This is a genomic window from Vibrio sp. sp1, assembly GCF_016920955.1.
GTDB classification, from domain to species: domain Bacteria; phylum Pseudomonadota; class Gammaproteobacteria; order Enterobacterales; family Vibrionaceae; genus Vibrio; species Vibrio alginolyticus.
The window spans coordinates 1,558,368-1,576,930 of sequence record NZ_CP060589.1 but is presented as its reverse complement, the minus strand read 5'-3'; the positions used below and the strand labels follow the sequence as shown (position 1 = coordinate 1,576,930).

General features: G+C 45.8%; 16 protein-coding genes. 7 read left to right on the top strand and 9 right to left on the bottom strand.

The window, feature by feature from the left end; genetic code table 11:
* Positions 1–92 precede the first annotated feature (92 nt).
* Both dtd and H9L11_RS07435 read right to left on the bottom strand, forming a co-directional pair.
* Positions 93–527 carry a D-aminoacyl-tRNA deacylase gene (gene dtd / locus H9L11_RS07440; RefSeq protein ID WP_005379282.1) on the bottom strand — a complete coding sequence of 145 codons (435 nt, stop codon included), beginning with the start codon at positions 525–527 and terminating at the stop codon, positions 93–95.
* Positions 499–1,443 carry a virulence factor BrkB family protein gene (locus tag H9L11_RS07435; RefSeq protein ID WP_033905908.1) on the bottom strand — a complete coding sequence of 315 codons (945 nt, stop codon included), beginning with the start codon at positions 1,441–1,443 and terminating at the stop codon, positions 499–501. Before H9L11_RS07435 ends, dtd begins: the two co-directional genes overlap by 29 nt.
* 34 nt (positions 1,444–1,477) lie before the next feature.
* Here H9L11_RS07435 and H9L11_RS07430 point away from each other — a divergent pair, with 34 nt between their 5' ends.
* Positions 1,478–2,119 (top strand): DUF2959 domain-containing protein, encoded by a 642-nt coding sequence (locus H9L11_RS07430; RefSeq protein WP_005382972.1) that lies wholly within the window; start codon positions 1,478–1,480, stop codon positions 2,117–2,119.
* A 31-nt stretch (positions 2,120–2,150) separates the two neighbouring features.
* On the opposite strand, the gene H9L11_RS07425 is transcribed toward H9L11_RS07430, so the two are convergent.
* Positions 2,151–2,693, bottom strand: coding sequence for an AAA family ATPase (locus H9L11_RS07425; RefSeq protein WP_005382971.1), 543 nt, complete (start codon positions 2,691–2,693; stop codon positions 2,151–2,153).
* Between the two features lie 72 nt (positions 2,694–2,765).
* Positions 2,766–4,595, bottom strand: a complete 1,830-nt coding sequence (typA, locus tag H9L11_RS07420; protein ID WP_205391077.1) for a translational GTPase TypA — start codon at positions 4,593–4,595, stop codon at positions 2,766–2,768.
* Positions 4,596–5,125: 530 nt separating this feature from the next.
* Here typA and glnA point away from each other — a divergent pair.
* The 6 genes from glnA (at position 5,126) to add (ending at position 13,753) form a co-directional block, all read left to right on the top strand.
* A complete protein-coding gene (gene glnA / locus H9L11_RS07415) occupies positions 5,126–6,535 on the top strand; it encodes a glutamate--ammonia ligase (protein WP_005379275.1) in 1,410 nt (469 codons plus the stop codon).
* A gap of 195 nt (positions 6,536–6,730) precedes the next feature.
* Positions 6,731–7,312, top strand: coding sequence for a DUF4124 domain-containing protein (locus H9L11_RS07410; protein ID WP_205391076.1), 582 nt, complete (start codon positions 6,731–6,733; stop codon positions 7,310–7,312).
* A 168-nt stretch (positions 7,313–7,480) separates the two neighbouring features.
* Positions 7,481–8,491, top strand: coding sequence for a nitrogen regulation protein NR(II) (gene glnL / locus H9L11_RS07405; protein ID WP_005379271.1), 1,011 nt, complete (start codon positions 7,481–7,483; stop codon positions 8,489–8,491).
* A gap of 57 nt (positions 8,492–8,548) precedes the next feature.
* The gene (gene glnG, locus H9L11_RS07400; RefSeq protein ID WP_005379267.1) at positions 8,549–9,952 is read left to right on the top strand and encodes a nitrogen regulation protein NR(I); all 1,404 of its coding nucleotides are present in this window, start codon (positions 8,549–8,551) and stop codon (positions 9,950–9,952) included.
* A 102-nt stretch (positions 9,953–10,054) separates the two neighbouring features.
* Positions 10,055–12,601: an EAL domain-containing protein gene (locus tag H9L11_RS07395; protein ID WP_064376870.1), complete on the top strand. Its 2,547-nt coding sequence runs from the start codon at positions 10,055–10,057 to the stop codon at positions 12,599–12,601.
* 147 nt (positions 12,602–12,748) lie between these two features.
* The gene (gene add, locus H9L11_RS07390) at positions 12,749–13,753 is read left to right on the top strand and encodes an adenosine deaminase (RefSeq protein WP_033905900.1); all 1,005 of its coding nucleotides are present in this window, start codon (positions 12,749–12,751) and stop codon (positions 13,751–13,753) included.
* Between the two features lie 69 nt (positions 13,754–13,822).
* Here add and hemN read toward each other — a convergent pair whose 3' ends face one another.
* The 5 genes from hemN to H9L11_RS07365 all read right to left on the bottom strand — a co-directional run bounded on the left by hemN (position 13,823) and on the right by H9L11_RS07365 (position 18,530).
* Complete coding sequence (gene hemN, locus H9L11_RS07385) at positions 13,823–15,214, bottom strand: oxygen-independent coproporphyrinogen III oxidase (protein WP_033905898.1); 1,392 nt, start codon at positions 15,212–15,214, stop codon at positions 13,823–13,825.
* 184 nt (positions 15,215–15,398) lie between these two features.
* Positions 15,399–15,887, bottom strand: a complete 489-nt coding sequence (locus H9L11_RS07380; RefSeq protein WP_005379254.1) for a DUF2489 domain-containing protein — start codon at positions 15,885–15,887, stop codon at positions 15,399–15,401.
* A 7-nt stretch (positions 15,888–15,894) separates the two neighbouring features.
* Entirely contained in the window at positions 15,895–16,437 is a 543-nt protein-coding gene (gene yihI, locus H9L11_RS07375; RefSeq protein WP_005379252.1) for a Der GTPase-activating protein YihI, read from the bottom strand.
* Positions 16,437–17,075 (bottom strand): class I SAM-dependent methyltransferase, encoded by a 639-nt coding sequence (locus H9L11_RS07370; RefSeq protein ID WP_005379250.1) that lies wholly within the window; start codon positions 17,073–17,075, stop codon positions 16,437–16,439. Before H9L11_RS07370 ends, yihI begins: the two co-directional genes overlap by 1 nt.
* Positions 17,076–17,912: 837 nt before the next feature.
* On the bottom strand, positions 17,913–18,530 hold the full coding sequence (locus tag H9L11_RS07365) for a c-type cytochrome (protein ID WP_005379248.1): 618 nt from the start codon (positions 18,528–18,530) through the stop codon (positions 17,913–17,915).
* Positions 18,531–18,563: the final 33 nt, after the last annotated feature.

Genomic DNA, 18,563 nt, shown 5'->3' with positions numbered 1-18,563 from the left:
AGCACAACACTAATCAGTGTCGGAAAAATTACTCCAAGCCAATTCCATGATCTTGGAGTTAAAGCTTAGACTATGGCGCCTGTGTTACCAGATTAGACCTGCAACCAAAACGTCACTGGACCGTCATTCACCAAAGACACTTTCATATCGGCAGCGAAGCGGCCACGCTGTGTGGGTAAGACTTCTTCACACAAGTCAGAAAAGTAATCATACAAGCGCTCTGCATCAACAGGATGCGCACCGCGAGAAAAGCCAGCTCGCGTGCCTTTTTTTGTATCCGCAGGCAGCGTAAATTGAGAAACCACCAGCACTTTACCTTCCACCTGTTTAACGTTTAGGTTCATCTTGCCTTCGTCATCTTCGAACACACGGTAGGTTGTAACACGCTCCATTAAACGCTTTGCTTTAGCTTCATCGTCGTCCTTCTCTACGCCCAATAAGACCAGCAGACCACGATCAATTTCTCCTACGACTTCACCATCCACACGGACGGCTGCTTCACTGACTCGTTGAATTAGCGCTATCACTACTCTCGCTTCCTTCATCTGTTAACTGAGATTCAGCGGTCGAGTGTATCATGTCTAAATCTTCACTCCAGTGCTCTCGCTCACCAAGCGCAGCCGTAACTTCCGCCCCCAATAACACGATCATCCAGCATAAATACACCCAAACAAATAAGATAGGAATCGCCGCTAACGCGCCGTAGATGAGCTGATAAGACGGAAACTGAGTGATGTAGAGTGCAAAGCCTTTTTTACTCAACTCGAACAGTATCGCGGCGACTGCTGCCCCCATGGCACCATGAGCGAGGTGTACTTTTTTATTCGGCACTAGAATATACAAGCCAAGAAAAGCAAAAAAGGACAGCAACAACGGTAGCCAACGCAGAAATAAATTAAACGCACCAGATAATGTCTCGTTCTCTAAAATTTGCAGCGAAGTCACGTACGACGTCGCCGCAATACTCGCACCGACCATGATCGGCCCTAACGTGAGTACCATCCAATACATAGAGAATGAAAAGACTAAACGGCGCTTGTCTTTAACTCGCCAAATGTAGTTTAAGTTCTTATCAATGTTGGAAATCAGCATGACTGCGGCAATGAATAAAAACCCACCGCCAACCGCGCTCATTTTGCCCGTATTCGCCACAAATTCCTGTAATGCCGTATGTACAGCTTCTCCAGAAGCCGGCACAAAATTCTCAATAATGTAGCCTTGCAGCACCTCACCAACGTTCGCAAAAACGGGAAATTTCGACAATATTGATAACAATACCGTCAGCATTGGCACAATAGACAACAAGGTAATGTAGGCAAGATAGCCCGCGTTCACATTCACACGGTCATGCGTTAATCGCTTAAGAAGGTACGTAAAAAACGCGACGCAACTTGGCAGTAGATTGATTAATCTCGCCTTGTAACTCTCTGATAACTGGTTCATAGTTCATCCCATAATTAGCGCCGAGGACATAAGAATGCCTTATTTATTAGCAATTGTACTATCAATTTTCACTTTAACAGGGTGTCAATCTGCTTATTACTCAGCAATGGAGCAGGTTGGGTATCATAAACGAGATATTATGGTCGACCGCGTCGAAGATGCCAAAGAATCTCAACAAGATGCACAAGAAGAATTCACCAGTGCACTTGAAGCCTTGTCTGCGATCACCAACTTTGATGGTGGTGAGCTAGAAAATGTCTACAACAACATCAATGACAAATACGAAGATAGCGAAAAAGCGGCTCAAGACGTACGTGACCGTATTGCTGCGATTGAAGACGTATCCGGCGCACTGTTTGATGAGTGGCAAGATGAGCTAGAGCTGTACTCGAGTGCGAAACTGCGTCGTTCAAGCGAGCAAAAGCTACGTGAAACCAAAGCCTCGTACAAAACCATGCTTAGCGCTATGAAGCGTGCAGAGAAAAAGATGACACCGGTACTGGATACGCTACGTGACAACACGCTGTACTTAAAACACAACCTTAACGCCAGTGCGATTGGTTCTTTGCAAGGTGAGTTCTCTAGCTTAGAGAAGGACATTCAGTTTGCGATCAAACAAATGAACGAAGCGATTGCAGAGTCCGATAAATTCCTACAAAAGCTCAATCAAAAGTAAATGATTCAGACCTCCTCCTAGCGAGGAGGTTTTAGTCGGCGACCTTACCGAGTAAACCGATGACTCTTCGAACAAAGCCTACCCTCTCCGGCACAGTTCCCCATGGTACTTCTATCACTTCATAACCCAACTCAGTATAGACACTCACTAACGACTGATGAATCTCCAATGCTTCTTCAAAGCTGTGCGGACGCACTTCATCTTGTACGTAAATGGATGCTTCAGGTCGACAAGTAAACACCTGACTATGGTACCCAGCGCTTTCGGTTAAGAAAGCTTGGTCAACCTTACAGCCGCCCACTTGTAGGTATGCAATGATGTCGGGGATGGCGCGATCAACAAACGCAACATCATGACAACGCGCATCACTCTTTTGTTTGTCCATCAACCCAAGGCATAACTTGGCAAACTCAGGTAAATTCGTCCACGGCAAAATACCATTTTCTAACTGGCTTTGCTGCTCAATCAAGTCGCGAGACCCTTCAGGAAACGTGGCATAACCACACGCGTCTAGCGCATTCAGCAGTGTTGTTTTTCCCGCACCAGGCCCACCGGTGATAATAATCGGGTTCATATTCAACTCCAGAAAACAAAAAGCCCCGAGCATAACTCGAGGCTTCTTCTTAATTGAATCGCTTAACGAAAATTATTTCGCGCCACGAGAAGCACGCTTACGGTCGCTTTCCGTTAGGAACTTCTTACGGATACGGATGCTTTCAGGCGTTACTTCTACTAGCTCGTCGTCATCGATGAATTCTAGTGCTTGCTCAAGAGTCATCTTGATAGGCGGAGTAAGAACCTGTGCGTCATCTGTACCAGATGCACGAACGTTGGTTAGCTGCTTACCTTTCAGTGCGTTTACCGTTAGGTCGTTGTCACGGCTGTGAATACCGATAACCATACCTTCGTAAACTTCAACACCGTGACCGATAAATAGACGACCACGCTCTTGAAGGTTGAACAGTGCGTTAGTTAGCGCTTTACCCATCGCGTTCGCGATTAGTACACCGTTTACACGTTGACCGATGTTACCGCCTTTGTGAGGGCCGTAGTGATCAAACGTATGGTAAAGAAGACCTGAACCTGAAGTCAGTGTCATGAATTCCGTTTGGAAACCGATCAGACCACGTGATGGCATAACGAAGTCCATACGCACACGACCTTTACCGTCTGGAGACATGTCTTTCAGCTCACCTTTACGTAGGCCGATGTTCTCCATGATGCCGCCTTGGTGCTCTTCCATTACGTCGATAGTTACCGTTTCGAACGGTTCCATCAACTGACCATATTCTTCTTTGATGATTACTTCTGGACGAGATACTGCTAGCTCGAAGCCTTCACGACGCATGTTTTCGATCAGGATAGAAAGGTGAAGTTCACCACGACCTGATACGCGGAATTTATCTGGATCGTCTGTTTGCTCAACGCGTAGTGCAACGTTGTGTACCAGTTCCTTCTCAAGACGCTCAAGGATGTTACGTGACGTTACGAACTTACCTTCTTTACCCGCGAATGGAGACGTGTTTACTTGGAACGTCATTGTTACTGTTGGTTCATCAACAGACAATGGTGGTAATGCTTCTACTGCGTTTTGTGCACAGATAGTGTCAGAAATTTTCAGCTCGCCAAGACCAGTGATTGCGATGATATCACCCGCGTTAGCTTGTTCCACTTCGTGACGCTCTAGGCCAAGGTAGCCCATTACTGTACCCACTTTACCGTTGCGAGTTTTACCATCAGCACCAATAATGGTTACCTGCTGGTTTGGTTTAACGCTACCACGAGTTACGCGAGCCACGCCGATAACACCAACGTAAGAGCTGTAGTCTAGCTGAGAAACTTGCATCTGTAGTGGACCATCAAGGTCAACATTTGGCGCGTCAACAACATCAACGATAGTTTGGAATAGTGGTTCCATGTTCTCGCCAGTTTCGCCTTCTTCTAGAGAAGCCCAACCGTTAAGTGCTGATGCGTAAACTACTTTAAAGTCTAGCTGGTCATCAGTTGCACCTAGGTTGTCGAACAGGTCGAACACTTGGTCCATAACCCAATCAGGACGTGCGCCAGGGCGGTCAATCTTGTTGATTACAACGATTGGTTTTAGACCGTGAGCAAACGCTTTTTGTGTTACGAAACGCGTTTGAGGCATTGGACCATCAACTGCGTCAACGATAAGTAGTACAGAGTCTACCATCGACATGATACGCTCAACTTCACCACCGAAGTCCGCGTGTCCCGGAGTATCTACGATGTTGATACGGTAATCGTTCCAGTCGATTGCTGTGTTTTTAGCAAGAATGGTAATACCGCGCTCTTTCTCGATGTCGTTCGAGTCCATGACTCGCTCTTCAGCTTCACCGCGAGACTCAAGCGTGCCTGATTGTTGTAGCAGCTTGTCAACCAACGTGGTTTTACCGTGGTCAACGTGCGCGATGATCGCGATATTTCTTAATTTATCAATCTGTGGAGTAGCCATGGATATTGATTCACTTAGATAGATGAAATGCCCCCACGCTGAGAACGGGTGCTCTCTGGCGACATTTGCTGATTAAAAAAACGGCCATAATGTACCAGATTTTAGCAAAAAGCCTAGAAATATGTGATCTACTCCCGAGCATTTCTGCGATTTTTACGCTTAATGCCCATTTTCTTCCTCAGAACGAATTGATTAAACGCAACTTTATTCTAATCGATGCATAATTCAAATTGACTCTTGCTCAAAAACTGGGCTGAATACGCAATGTACCTGTCACATTATGGTGCAACAATGATTTTTGGCACCATAATAGTGCAAGCAAAGATCATTTTGGTGCAAGCAAGTGCACCAAACTAGCATTCAAAAACACAATTGCTTGAAATTAATGGAATATTTTTTTTGGCACGGTTTTGGCTTTAGTTAAAACAGCATCGATTAATGAAAAGTCAAATTGATTAATCAATGCCAGGTTTCATGAATAATTCATAAATCGAGCTTTTACCGCTTATTAACACTGGAGGTTATCCAAGATGTCAGTAGAAAACGTTCTATCGCTGATCCAAGAAAACGAAGTTAAGTTTGTTGACCTACGCTTCACTGATACAAAAGGTAAAGAGCAGCACATTTCGATCCCTGCTCACCAAATCGACGCAGACTTCTTCGAAGAAGGTAAAATGTTCGATGGTTCATCAGTTGCTGGCTGGAAAGGTATCAACGAATCAGACATGGTAATGATGCCTGACGCATCTTCTGCTGTGCTTGACCCATTCACGGAAGACGCAACACTAAATATCCGTTGTGACATCTTAGAGCCTGCAACAATGCAAGGCTACGACCGTGACCCACGCTCTATCGCAAAACGCGCTGAAGACTTCATGCGTTCTACAGGTGTTGCAGATACTGTACTTATCGGTCCTGAGCCAGAATTCTTCCTATTTGATGACGTGAAGTTCTCGACAGACATGTCAGGCTCTTTCTTCAAAATCGACGACGTAGAAGCGGCATGGAACACAGGTTCTGACTACGAAGAAGGTAACAAAGGTCACCGTCCAGGCGTTAAAGGTGGTTACTTCCCAGTAGCTCCAGTAGATTCATCTCAAGACATCCGTTCTGCTATGTGTCTAGTAATGGAAGAAATGGGTCTTGTTGTTGAAGCGCACCACCACGAAGTGGCAACGGCGGGTCAAAACGAAATCGCAACTCGTTTCAACACGCTAACAACCAAAGCTGACGAAATCCAAATCTACAAGTACGTTGTACACAACGTTGCTCACGCGTTTGGTAAAACAGCGACGTTTATGCCTAAACCACTTGTTGGCGACAACGGCAGCGGTATGCACGTTCACCAGTCTCTAGCAAAAGATGGCGTAAACCTATTTGCTGGTGACAAGTACGGCGGTCTATCTGAAATGGCGCTTTACTACATCGGTGGTATCATCAAACACGCTCGTGCAATCAACGCATTCGCTAACCCATCAACAAACTCGTACAAACGTCTTGTACCAGGCTTCGAAGCACCAGTAATGCTAGCTTACTCAGCGCGTAACCGCTCTGCTTCAATCCGTATCCCAGTGGTACCAAGCCCGAAAGCACGTCGTATCGAAGTTCGTTTCGGTGACCCAGCGGCGAACCCATACCTATGTTTCGCAGCAATGCTTATGGCTGGTCTTGACGGTATCAAGAATAAGATCCACCCAGGCGAAGCGATGGATAAAGACCTTTACGATCTTCCAGCTGAAGAAGCAGCAGAAATCCCAACTGTTGCATACTCACTAAAAGACGCACTAGCAGAGCTAGATGCTGATCGTGAGTTCTTAACAGCGGGCGGCGTATTCTCTGACGACTTCATCGATTCATACATCGACCTTAAGTCTCAGGACGTAGAGCGTGTGAACATGACAACTCACCCTGTTGAGTTCGAACTTTACTACTCTGTGTAAGGTCGACACTGTGTAAAATGTAAGCACAGCAATAAAATATTAGGCTCGCCTCGCAGGCGGGCCTTTTTTGTATTCGCCAGTCAAGCTTCGACGTTTAACATAAGAGGATAATAAAAATACGCTTAGAATTTTTCCTTACAGGTCAAAGAGCTAAGCCATTGAAACGTGAAATCATCGAACAAGAGAAGGTGAGCAATGAAAGTTCAGCTTATTCCATCACTGTGTGCACTCAGCGGATTGTTAATCGCCTCTATCGCCTTCGCGCAGGTCGCGTATACGTGGGTAGATGAAAATGGCGTGGTTCACTTTAGTGATACGCCAAACAAAGGAGCAAAAGCGATCGCACTGCCAAACCTTGAAGCCAGCGCACCAGCTCCTGAGGTAGAAAGTACTGAATCGCTCGCACCTCAGACTACGCCATCTACTGCATCACAAAACAAGCCAGAGAAAACAACCGTTCAGCCTCTCCCATTACAACTCTCGATGCTGACTCCCAAGCACAACGAGACCATCCGCAGTAATCGAGGCATCATCAATATTCAATTAGAAACCAATCGCAAGCTTGGTATCGGTGAGCAATTGCAATTGTTACTCGATGGAAAACCTTATGGTGCACCACAAAACCATATAGTGTGGCGGTTAAACAATATTGACCGAGGCACTCACACACTTGCTGTGCACGCGAAAAGAAGCGGCAAGCTTATTGCATCTACTAGCCCTATAACGGTGCATTTACATAGAGCAAGTGTTAAGCCGACCGTAAAAGGGGCAAAATAGAATATCTGGTGAAAAAAATCACATCACAGCGATGCTTTTCACTTTTTCTTCTAAGATTTATTCGCCATACTTAACGTTCAATTGCACCATTATTGTGCATCGCACAATCTTAAAGCAAAACAAGGACGTAATGTGGATACCAGTCTTCCTAGTGCCATTCTCAACAATATGGTGACAGCAACGCTGATTCTTGATGATGGATTGGCCATCCGTTATGCCAATCCGGCTGCCGAGTTGCTATTTTCTCAAAGCGCCAAACGAATTATTGAACAATCACTTTCTCAATTGATCCAGCATGCGTCGCTGGATCTCGCGCTGCTCACTCAACCGTTGCAAAGTGGCCAAAGCATCACCGACAGTGACGTCACTTTCGTTGTTGATGGCCGCCCTTTAATGCTAGAGGTGACGGTTAGCCCTATCACTTGGCAAAAGCAGTTGATGCTTCTGGTCGAGATGCGCAAAATTGATCAGCAGCGCCGACTCTCTCAAGAACTGAACCAACACGCCCAACAACAAGCGGCGAAGCTGTTAGTCCGAGGGCTTGCACATGAGATCAAAAATCCGCTTGGCGGCTTACGCGGTGCGGCGCAATTGTTAGAAAAAATGCTGCCAGAGCCCTCTCTCACCGAATATACACACATCATCATTGAGCAAGCAGACCGTTTAAGGGCGCTCGTGGATCGATTACTAGGACCGCAGAAGCCAGGTAAGAAGACACAAGAGAATCTGCACCAAATTCTTGAAAAGGTTCGCCAGCTGGTTGAATTAGAGTCACAACGCTCAATCATCATTGAACGAGATTATGACCCAAGCTTGCCAGAGATTTTGATGGATACAGACCAAATCGAACAGGCAATGCTTAATATCGTCAGCAACGCCGCACAAATTCTTAGCCATCAAGAACACGGGAAAATAACCATTCGCACCAGAACGGTGCACCAAGCCAATATTCACGGCAAACGCTGTAAACTCGCTGCTCGTGTCGAAATCACAGACAACGGTCCAGGTATTCCACCGGAACTACAAGACACGCTGTTCTATCCCATGGTCAGTGGCCGCGAGGGAGGAACTGGATTAGGGCTATCTATTTCGCAAAATTTGATCGACCAGCACAATGGAAAAATAGACGTAGAAAGCTGGCCTGGTCACACAACATTTACTATTTATCTGCCGATCTGATTGCGCTAATGGACTTCAAGTCGCGTCAGTTTTTCGGTTTGCTGCAAGGATTACTACATGAGTAAAGGATATGTTTGGGTCGTTGATGACGACAGTTCAATTCGCTGGGTAATGGAGAAAACGCTCTCCTCTGCCAACATCAAATGTGAAACCTATGCCGATGGGGAAAGCGTGTTAATGGCGCTCGAACGCGAAGTGCCGGATGTTCTAGTATCAGACATTCGCATGCCAGGTATTGATGGGTTGGAGCTACTAAAACAAGTACAGCGCGATTACCCAGACCTTCCCGTGATTATCATGACCGCGCACTCAGATTTAGATGCAGCAGTGAATGCGTACCAAAAAGGTGCTTTTGAATATTTACCAAAACCTTTTGATATTGATGAAACTTTAACTCTGGTTGAACGAGCCATTGCACACAGCCACGAAAACAAACGCGAGCAGCTCTCTCCAGAAGACATTCCAGCAGAAACGCCTGAAATTATCGGTGAAGCACCAGCGATGCAAGAGGTGTTTCGCGCCATTGGTCGTCTTTCTCGCTCCTCTATTTCAGTCTTGATTAACGGTGAATCGGGCACGGGTAAAGAACTCGTTGCTCATGCACTGCACCGTCACAGTCCACGTGCTAACAAACCTTTCATTGCGCTCAATATGGCGGCGATTCCCAAAGACTTGATTGAATCAGAACTGTTTGGCCACGAAAAAGGCGCATTTACGGGAGCAAACAATGTTCGTCAAGGACGATTCGAACAAGCCAATGGCGGCACTCTATTTTTAGACGAAATCGGCGACATGCCATTAGACATTCAAACTCGTTTACTACGCGTTCTAGCTGACGGGCAGTTTTATCGAGTGGGCGGTCACTCTCCGATCAGTGTCGATGTACGAATTGTTGCGGCAACACACCAGAACTTAGAAAAGCTGGTGCACGAAGGTGACTTCCGTGAGGACCTATTTCATCGCTTAAACGTGATTCGCGTTCAGATCCCGGCACTGCGTGAGCGTAAGCAAGACATTGAAAAGCTTACACAGCATTTTCTTATCCGTGCGGCTGATGAGCTTGGTGTGGAAACAAAAACTCTCCACCCGTCGACTGTAGAGATTCTTAACCGCCTTGATTGGCCTGGCAACGTGCGTCAATTAGAGAATATTTGCCGTTGGTTAACCGTTATGGCCAGTGGTAGCGAGGTGTTACCAAATGACTTGCCAAGCGAACTACTCGAAGAGAAAAAATCCATTTCAGACTCTGCACATGGTAGTTGGCAAGAACAATTGGCGGATTGGGCACGGCATTCACTCGCAGCAGGAGATAAAGAACTACTTTCTTACGCTTTACCAGAATTTGAACGCATTTTATTAGAAGCAGCCTTAGAGCACACTAAAGGTCATAAGCAAGATGCCGCTAAAGTATTAGGCTGGGGGCGAAATACACTCACCAGAAAATTAAAAGAATTGTACTGACAATCACTTACGTGGTGCGTTAACAACGAGCGTCGTTTGTCACTCGATATTAATAAAAACATCAGTACAATTGTGGCGCACCACCATCTATGTGATTAGGCGATGTCTACTGCTACGACTCAAATTACACTGCGTACTGCTGTTCTGATTCCATTTGTCATGATCTTCTTACTGGCGATCGGTGTCATTGTCTACGTCCAAAAACAAAGTTACGAAGAAGTGGTCACGGATATCAGTGACAAGCAACTTTCCGTGTTAACCGAAAGTGTCCACGACCACCTCAATAGCTATCTACGTAAGCCTTTTACTGCGGTTATGGCTCTCGCGCACAACGTCAGCTATCACAACCTTTATCGCCCTCACGATACCTCAGACATTCAAAACTACCTGCTAAGTGCATTCAAAAATCTTTACCAATCGATACCGCAGTTGGATGTAATCGCATTTGGTTCAGAAAACGGCGACTTTGCAGGCTTTCGCCGCGAACTTTCCGACGATTACACCTTAATGGTGCAAGATCGCCACACCGATGGTGATCTGGTTATTTATGGAACCAACCATGTGAGTAACAACATTCGAACGGTTATCTCCCAATACGATCCTCGCACTCGCCCATGGTATAAGCCCGTTGCAGAGAGCCAAAACGCCACTTGGTCTGAAATTTATACCAATGCTGATGAACGCCAGGATATTACGCTATCAGCCATGACGCCGGTGTACAAACACGACCAATTTGCTGGTGTTTTGGTGACAGACATTCGTATCAATACATTCAACGAATTCCTGCGCGAGTTAAAATACAACACTAAAGCGTCGGTCTACATCATGGACCCAGATCATCGTTTAATCGCTCACTCAGGCCCGGGAAGCGTCATCTCATGGGGCACAAAATTTTCGGATAAAGGGCAGCGTTTGCTTGCCGCTGAAAACGCAGACCCGATCATCAAAATCAGTGCGAGCCGCGTCCGGTCTTTCGATCTCAACAACACCAAGCAACCTTATACTTTTTCATTTGAACATGATGGCCAACGTATTTTCAGTCGGCTAACCCCGTATCGAGACCAAGATGGCTTAACATGGTTTATTGGCACCTCCATTTCGGAGTCTGAGCTTCTCGGCCTGTTACCAAAAAGCCAGCAAGAGAGCTGGCTCGTTGGCATTATTGTAAGCCTATTTGGTATCGCCATCAGTTGGATCATTTTCAACCGAGTTACCAGACCAATTAACGCGACGGCCGCCGCCGCTCAGCACCTGGCAAATGGGGATTGGGATAGCGGCATGCCAAAGCCTGGTTATGTGTATGAGACAACCGTACTGGTCCATGCTTTTAATGAAATGGCGAACAATCTAAGAGCGTCATTCAAAGCATTGCGTGAACAGTTGGTTTATGACTCTCTGACACGCTTATATAGTCGTCAGGGTTTGGTCGAAATCTGTGAAAATCAGTCTCATCTTTGTCACGGCAGTTTATTTTTACTTGGCATCAACAAATTTAGAGATATCAACGACAGTGTGGGTCATCACAACGGCGACCAGTTGTTGGTCAGCATCGCTAAAAGGTTAAAACAGCAGTTTCGTGACAACGCATTATTGGCTCGGATTGGTGGTGACGAATTCGCGGTGTTTCTCTCAAATGTCGACACGGAAACCAAAATTAAACAAACCGAGCGTCGATTACAGCAACTCTTTTCCACCCCATTTATGGTGGAAGGCGAGAATGTAGTGATGAAGATTTCACTTGGTATTGTACAAACCCAGCCAAACGAAACCATGCCTTTATGGTTACGCAACGCCAGCATCGCATTAAGTTACGCCAAACAAGACTCACTGACTGGTGTTTGTCACTACAGCCCAGAACTAGCGAGCGCTTCAAAGTTTCGTACACAAATGCTGACCAAGATCCAAACTGGCATTGAAAACCGAGAGTTTATTCCTCATTACCAACCGATTGTGGATCTCGACAGTGGCACAGTGTGTGGCGCCGAAGCACTTGCGCGTTGGCATAGCGACTCAGGTATGGTGTCACCATTAGATTTTATCCCAATCGCGGAAGAAAGCGGCATGATCAAAGCCATCGGCCAACAGATTCTGTTACAAGCTTGTCGCGACACTTACCAAGCGATCGAAAGCAAACAGTGGCCGTCGGACTTCCAACTGCATGTGAATATCTCCGTTAATCAACTATCTTGCCCAAGTTTTGTTGATACGGTGACAAGCGTATTGGATATCACGAAATTACCAGCAAGTAACCTCACACTAGAGATCACAGAATCACGTATCATTGATAGCGCACCGACCACACTAGAAAATATGACTAAACTACGTGAAATGGGTATTGGTATCGCGATAGATGACTTTGGCACCGGCTACTCATCACTGGGTTACCTCCACTCTCTGCCGTTTACCTGCTTGAAGATTGATCGCACCTTCATTAATCAACTCACACAAGAAAACTTAAACAGTTCAGTCGTCGCTGCCGTCATCAATATCACAGCAGGTCTCAAAACTAATGTCGTCGCGGAAGGTGTCGAGGATAGCAATCAAGCACAATTACTGCGCTCTTTAGGCTGTAATCAGGTGCAAGGCTTCTACTACAGCCGCCCTATGCCACTAGAAGAATGGCCAACACATTTGGTGAACATGAAGTAGAAAAGAGCGAGAATCGTTGATTTCCTAGTCATCCTCTACTGACAATCTACCCAACTGTTATTTATACTTAACTGCAAATCTTACCCATGTATTGTCACAGATGATGTTTGGGCCCTGTTCCAGTTCATAACTATCCGGATCGACAAAATGATAACGAAGAACCTTCCTCTTACTGATTTGCACCGTCACCTCGACGGTAACATTCGTACTAAAACGATTCTTGAGCTAGGCCAAAAGTTTGGCATTGCCCTACCAGCGTACGATATTGAGTCTCTCACTCCTCACGTTCAAATTGTCGAAGCGGAACCCTCTCTTGTTGCTTTCCTTTCTAAGCTCGACTGGGGTGTTGCGGTACTGGGCGACCTAGATGCGTGTCGTCGTGTCGCGTACGAAAACGTAGAAGACGCGCTAAATGCACAAATCGATTACGCTGAGCTGCGTTTCTCTCCTTACTACATGGCGATGAAACACAAACTGCCAGTAGCGGGGGTTGTTGAAGCCGTCGTGGACGGTGTGCAAGCGGGTATGCGCGATTTTGGCGTGAAAGCCAACCTGATCGGTATCATGAGTCGTACATTTGGTACTGACGCATGTCAACAAGAACTGGACGGCATTCTGAGCCAGAAAGATCACATCGTTGCCGTTGACCTTGCGGGTGACGAGCTAGGCCAACCGGGTGATCGCTTTGTGTCTCACTTCAAGCAAGTACGCGATGCTGGCCTTGGGGTAACGGTCCATGCTGGTGAAGCAGCAGGTGCAGAGAGCATGTGGCAAGCAATCAATGAGCTGGGCGCAACTCGTATCGGTCACGGCGTAAAAGCGATTCACGATCCAAAACTGATGGATTACCTAACAGAAAACCGCATTGGTATTGAATCTTGCCTGACGTCAAACTACCAAACAAGTACGGTAGAAACGCTAGAAAACCACCCTCTCAAGCAGTTCCTAGAGCATGGCGTTCTTGCGTGTTTGAACACTGACGATCCAGCGGTTGAAGGCATCGAACTGCCATACGAATACGAAGTAGCGGCACCAGCCGCTGGCCTGAGCCAAGACCAGATTCGCCAAGCGCAAATCAATGGCCTTGAGATTGCGTTCCTTTCAGAAGCAGAAAAATCGGAACTGAGAGAAAAAGTAAAAGATCGCGCTTAAATCCAGCGAAAACATAAAAAAATGCCAGCATCTGCTGGCATTTTTTATATCTTGAATCTGTATCTCTGATTAAATAACACGAGAGAACTGTTGCTGACGTGCCTTTGCTCGTAGGTATTTATCGAAGCTCATACAAATATTACGGATCAACAAACGACCTCGCAGCGTCACACGAATTTCATTATCATCCACTTCCACCAGCTCATCGTTAATAAAGGTCTGAAGTAGCTGCAAATCTTCTTTAAAGTACTGTTCAAACCTCACTTTAAACTCAGACTCAATGGCTTTCTTGTCTAACTTGAAGTTACAAATCAGCTGCTTAATCACTTCGCGACGGAGCAAATCATCGGAGTCCAGAGAGACCCCTTTCCATAGAGCGTGACGAAGTTCGTTGACTTGAGCGTAGTATTTCTTCAGCTCTTTCTGGTTTTGCGCGTACGCATCGCCGATCATCGAGATTGCAGAAACACCAAAGCCAACCAAGTCACATTCACCTTGTGTGGTGTAGCCTTGGAAATTGCGATGCAAAATACCTTCGCGCTGGGCAACAGCAAGTTCATCGTCCGGCAAAGCAAAGTGGTCCATACCGATAAATTGGTAGCCAGCACCGGTCAGTGTCGCGATGGTGTCTTGCAGAATCGCCATCTTCTCTTCTGCCTTTGGCAGGTCTTCGTCTTTAATCTTACGCTGCGCTGCAAATAGCTGTGGCATGTGCGCGTAGTTAAACACGGATAGACGGCCCGGCTGCATCTCTAGCACTTGTTCTAGAGTCTTGGCAAAAGATTCTTTGGTCTGCTTCGGTAAACCGTAAATCAAATCTAGGTTCGTCGAACGAAAGCCTAACTCTTTTGCGCGCGCAACCATCGCAACGATGAACTCTTCATCTTGCTCACGATTCACCAGTTTTTGCACTTCTTTGTTGAAGTCCTGAACACCGATGCTCAAGCGATTGAAGCCTTCACTACGCAGATGATCCAGCATGATCAGCTCGATTTCACGCGGGTCAACCTCGATACTGATTTCAGCATCGCTACTAAAAGTAAACTCTTGGCGTAGCAGGCTCATTACACGCGTGATTTGCTTTTCAGAGAGAAACGTCGGTGTACCACCACCAAAATGCAATTGCGTCACGGTGCGACCAACAAGTAATGCAGCACGTTGACGAATTTCGTGTTCAAGCACGTCGAGGTATTCATCCGCTTTGTGCGAGTGGCGCGTAATGACTTTATTACATCCACAGTAGTAACAAAGCTTGTGACAGAACGGAATGTGTACGTACAGCGATAATGGGCGTTCTGGGTATTGAGTGCATGCCATATCATAATCAGAAATGGTGAACGCTTCATGAAACTCCAGCGCCGTTGGGTACGACGTATAACGAGGCCCGGAATAGTTGTACTTATCCAATACCGCTTGATCCCAGACTATTTGCTGTTTCGATTCAGTGTGTTGATTCGACATGGTGGTACTTTCCGTTAAATGCTAGGGCAACGAAAGCCGTCACCCGATATTCAGAGCCGCTATTTTGCCATACGACGATGACAAGCGTGGCAACGCCGACTGGCTTTTTAAGTATAAAACTAAAGAAGTGCTAGCGTGATCACGATACCCCCATTAGCCATAAGGAGACTATTGGGGGTCGCGCTTAAATCATCTGAATATTGATTTGATTATTCAGTGGCTGGACGTTTTTCTGCAACACTTTGAGCTCCTCAATAATCGCATCAGTGAGGCGGCTTTCCGCTTTATGACGCGTCAAGTTCTGTTGCATACGCTCTTTCTTGGCAAGTTGTTGGCGTTCTTCGCCACGCGCCATATCTTTCACTATGTGGTAAAGCTCAGAAATCGCAGGGTACGTTTTATCGAAATCAACGCGGTCTTCACCTTGTACATAATCCATGATGTTATACACACGGATACTGATTTCAGATAAATCGCACTGCCCTTGAATGCCCGCCTGACACAAGGTATGCACATTCTCAAAAATGTTGGCGTTACGTTTGTCTATCGCCAATTTTTGATGCTTCAGCTGCAATTCCTTTTGCTTTTTCAATTGAAGCAGAAGGTAACCTGCATAAGAAGCGAGTGCGATGATAATCACAACACCAGCAATAGCTAATAAGGTTACATTCATAGCTTAATTATCCTTTATAGTCGTCGAAATTAATGTCGTCGAAATCTGCCAGCAAGTCATCATCGTTGCGCGTGCTTTTCTCAGCAGGTGCAGTGAAGTCTTCCTCTTCTTCAGGTTCCAACAAACCTAGTTGGTCCATTAGCTTCTCAATGCGATCGAGTTTCTCATCGACGAATTTCTGTAGACCTGTGCCCAGGTTTTCACCCGCTTCAATACGGTCTAGCAACACGTTCAATTGCGCGTCATTTTCTAGCATCTCTAGTTCTTGCTCTGCCGACAAACGACGCTCTTGCTTCGTCATTTTCTTCGCAGGTTCAACAATCAGAGGTATTTTCTTTTTGCTGCCTAAGCGCGGGTCGCGATTTTGTGCAGCAGCTTGCTTTTTCTGCTCGTTAACTTCTGAGTTACGGTTACCCGTTTTCAGACCTTTACGCTTTTTAGCACGCTTGCGTAAGCGGCCTTCCACATCAGATTCTGTACGGTTACGAGTTACAACAAACTCAGGTGCACCAGCGGCACCCGGTTTTCTAGATTTTTTACTACGGCTCATTACTGGGGTTTCCTCAGTAAAATTACATCATTACCAATAAATTCGAGTTCGAGCTTATCCCGCTCTGCTAGGAACTGGAACGTGTCACGACTAAAGAACACTACGTGAGTGAGATCGTTCTTATAATGCCATGATTTGAAAGCCTCCACGTCGATGACCATTTTCGTCATCAGGCCTATCCAGCCCCCTGGCTTAACTAAATTCAACCATTGCTTCCACACCAAATCTGGGTGGTAGAGGTGCTCTATCACCTCTGTTGCTGTCATGAAGTCGTACGTTTTTTCTAAAACCGACGTATCAGGGTGGTAGTAGAGATCGTACAACGCCATGTTGTGCCCCGCCTCTTCCAGCATCAAGGAGAGCGTTGGGCCAGGACCACAACCAAAGTCGATACCATTTGATTGTGGAGAAATTCGCTCTGTGATCGGGTCAGCAATACGCGACAAAAAGCGTCGGTAACCCAAATCATCGGGGTTGTTCTCATGCAAATCATAGTGAGCTTTTTCGCTTTCCGCATCCAAACGTTGGTCTGGATTTACGAATACCAAGCTGCACTGCTCACATTGAAGATATTCACGACGCTTATCTTCAAAATAATGGTGAGTGCGCTGATTTTGGCATAAAGGACAGGTATGCATGCTGACTTCCTCAAACAGGGATGCGAAACATACCAGAAAGTGAACTCGGATTGGAGTGTTGTTGAGTATTTTTTCAGCAATTTTTGTTAAAAAACTTTGTTTACAACCTATAAAGCTAAATAAGTGCAGTAATATCAATTCAAGTTACGACTGAGCAAGTCAACGGATATAAAAAAAGCGACAGTCAGACTGTCGCTTTCTAAGTGCCATCAATTGGCGAAACTGTGTTGCACACATTTGGTGCACCAATGATCCCTTTGTTTTTAGAGCTTTCCCTGCCAAAAAGAGTTGTTTTTCATCTTCCTGATGAATTTTGGCTATCCGTTTACTTCCTGTCTACTGAGCAACTTCCTGTGCCTGATCCGTTTCACTGTCTTAACCGTCAGACGAGATGACCATCCTTATCTGATAGGCTCCCTACCTATCTAAATCCCTTTCTAAATCACCAAGCATCCGAGCTACATCCTTGGAGACCTAAACCGTGGTCTTAAATCCTTACATTCACCCCCTGTGAACGACTTCTACTTTACGCCATCCCGTTATACTCACAAGTAATGGGTTGAAAAAAAATCCGCCTATTTTTCTAAAAAATCAAAATTATCATTTAATCAAAAACTTAAAAACACTAACAAGAAAAAGTCAACATCAAGTATGGCAAATGTCTCACAAACTGCCGAGCCAACTATCGCTTTCGTATCCAAACTCGACTGTGATATCTATCACGAACAAAAATGCCCTAGTGGATTTACTAGGGCATTTTTGTACAAGTTGCTCGAACGATGTAGGGACATCTACCCAACCAGCTCAAGATGCAGGATCTTGAGCGATTTAGGTATATTAGTGCAGACCGCCAACGTATTTAGACAGCACTTCGATATCTTCGTCTGTCATTTTCTTCGCGATGTCGCGCATCATGGCATTCATATCATTACCACGGTCGCCATCACGGAATTTTTCTAGCTGAGCTTTGATGTAGTCAGCATGCTGACCAGAAATTTTCGGGAAACCTGAAAGCTCAGTACCATTGCCACGAGGACCATGACATGCAATACATGCGGTTAGGCCACGCTCGGCATCACCAGCGGTATAAAGCGTTTTGCCTTTTGCTACTACATCTTCAGGTGTTGAGTTTTCTGAAACTGGTAGCGAAGCGTAGTAAGCAGATAGGTCTGCGATATCTTCATCGCTCAGTGGCATTGCCATACCACTCATTACAGGATCGTAACGACCTTGTTTACCACCACTTGTCATGCCTAGCTTAAGTTCTTTTAACTGCTTCTCAAGATACTTAGCGTGTTGGCCTGCGAGTTTCGGGTACGTTGTTATTGCACTGTTGCCATCTGCTCCGTGACAGGCGACACAGGTTTGTGATTTTGCTTTACCAGCCTCAATATTACCTTGGGCCCATACTGAGCAACTGGCTAAAAGACTCAAAATTAGCGCTAATTTCTTCATGACATTCCATTATAATTATCAAGCTTCCAGTAC

Bases quoted from the DNA above. Each gene is read 5' to 3' on its own strand.
- add (WP_033905900.1), top strand. From the start codon at position 12,749: ATGATAACGAAGAACCTTCCTCTTACTGATTTGCACCGTCACCTCGAC.
- typA (WP_205391077.1), bottom strand. From the start codon at position 4,595: ATGGCTACTCCACAGATTGATAAATTAAGAAATATCGCGATCATCGCG.
- glnL (WP_005379271.1), top strand. From the start codon at position 7,481: ATGGTGACAGCAACGCTGATTCTTGATGATGGATTGGCCATCCGTTAT.
- H9L11_RS07435 (WP_033905908.1), bottom strand. From the start codon at position 1,443: ATGAACCAGTTATCAGAGAGTTACAAGGCGAGATTAATCAATCTACTG.
- hemN (WP_033905898.1), bottom strand. From the start codon at position 15,214: ATGTCGAATCAACACACTGAATCGAAACAGCAAATAGTCTGGGATCAA.
- H9L11_RS07370 (WP_005379250.1), bottom strand. From the start codon at position 17,075: ATGCATACCTGTCCTTTATGCCAAAATCAGCGCACTCACCATTATTTT.
- glnG (WP_005379267.1), top strand. From the start codon at position 8,549: ATGAGTAAAGGATATGTTTGGGTCGTTGATGACGACAGTTCAATTCGC.
- yihI (WP_005379252.1), bottom strand. From the start codon at position 16,437: ATGAGCCGTAGTAAAAAATCTAGAAAACCGGGTGCCGCTGGTGCACCT.
- H9L11_RS07380 (WP_005379254.1), bottom strand. From the start codon at position 15,887: ATGAATGTAACCTTATTAGCTATTGCTGGTGTTGTGATTATCATCGCA.
- glnA (WP_005379275.1), top strand. From the start codon at position 5,126: ATGTCAGTAGAAAACGTTCTATCGCTGATCCAAGAAAACGAAGTTAAG.
- H9L11_RS07365 (WP_005379248.1), bottom strand. From the start codon at position 18,530: ATGAAGAAATTAGCGCTAATTTTGAGTCTTTTAGCCAGTTGCTCAGTA.
- H9L11_RS07425 (WP_005382971.1), bottom strand. From the start codon at position 2,693: ATGAACCCGATTATTATCACCGGTGGGCCTGGTGCGGGAAAAACAACA.
- H9L11_RS07410 (WP_205391076.1), top strand. From the start codon at position 6,731: ATGAAAGTTCAGCTTATTCCATCACTGTGTGCACTCAGCGGATTGTTA.
- H9L11_RS07395 (WP_064376870.1), top strand. From the start codon at position 10,055: ATGTCTACTGCTACGACTCAAATTACACTGCGTACTGCTGTTCTGATT.
- H9L11_RS07430 (WP_005382972.1), top strand. From the start codon at position 1,478: ATGCCTTATTTATTAGCAATTGTACTATCAATTTTCACTTTAACAGGG.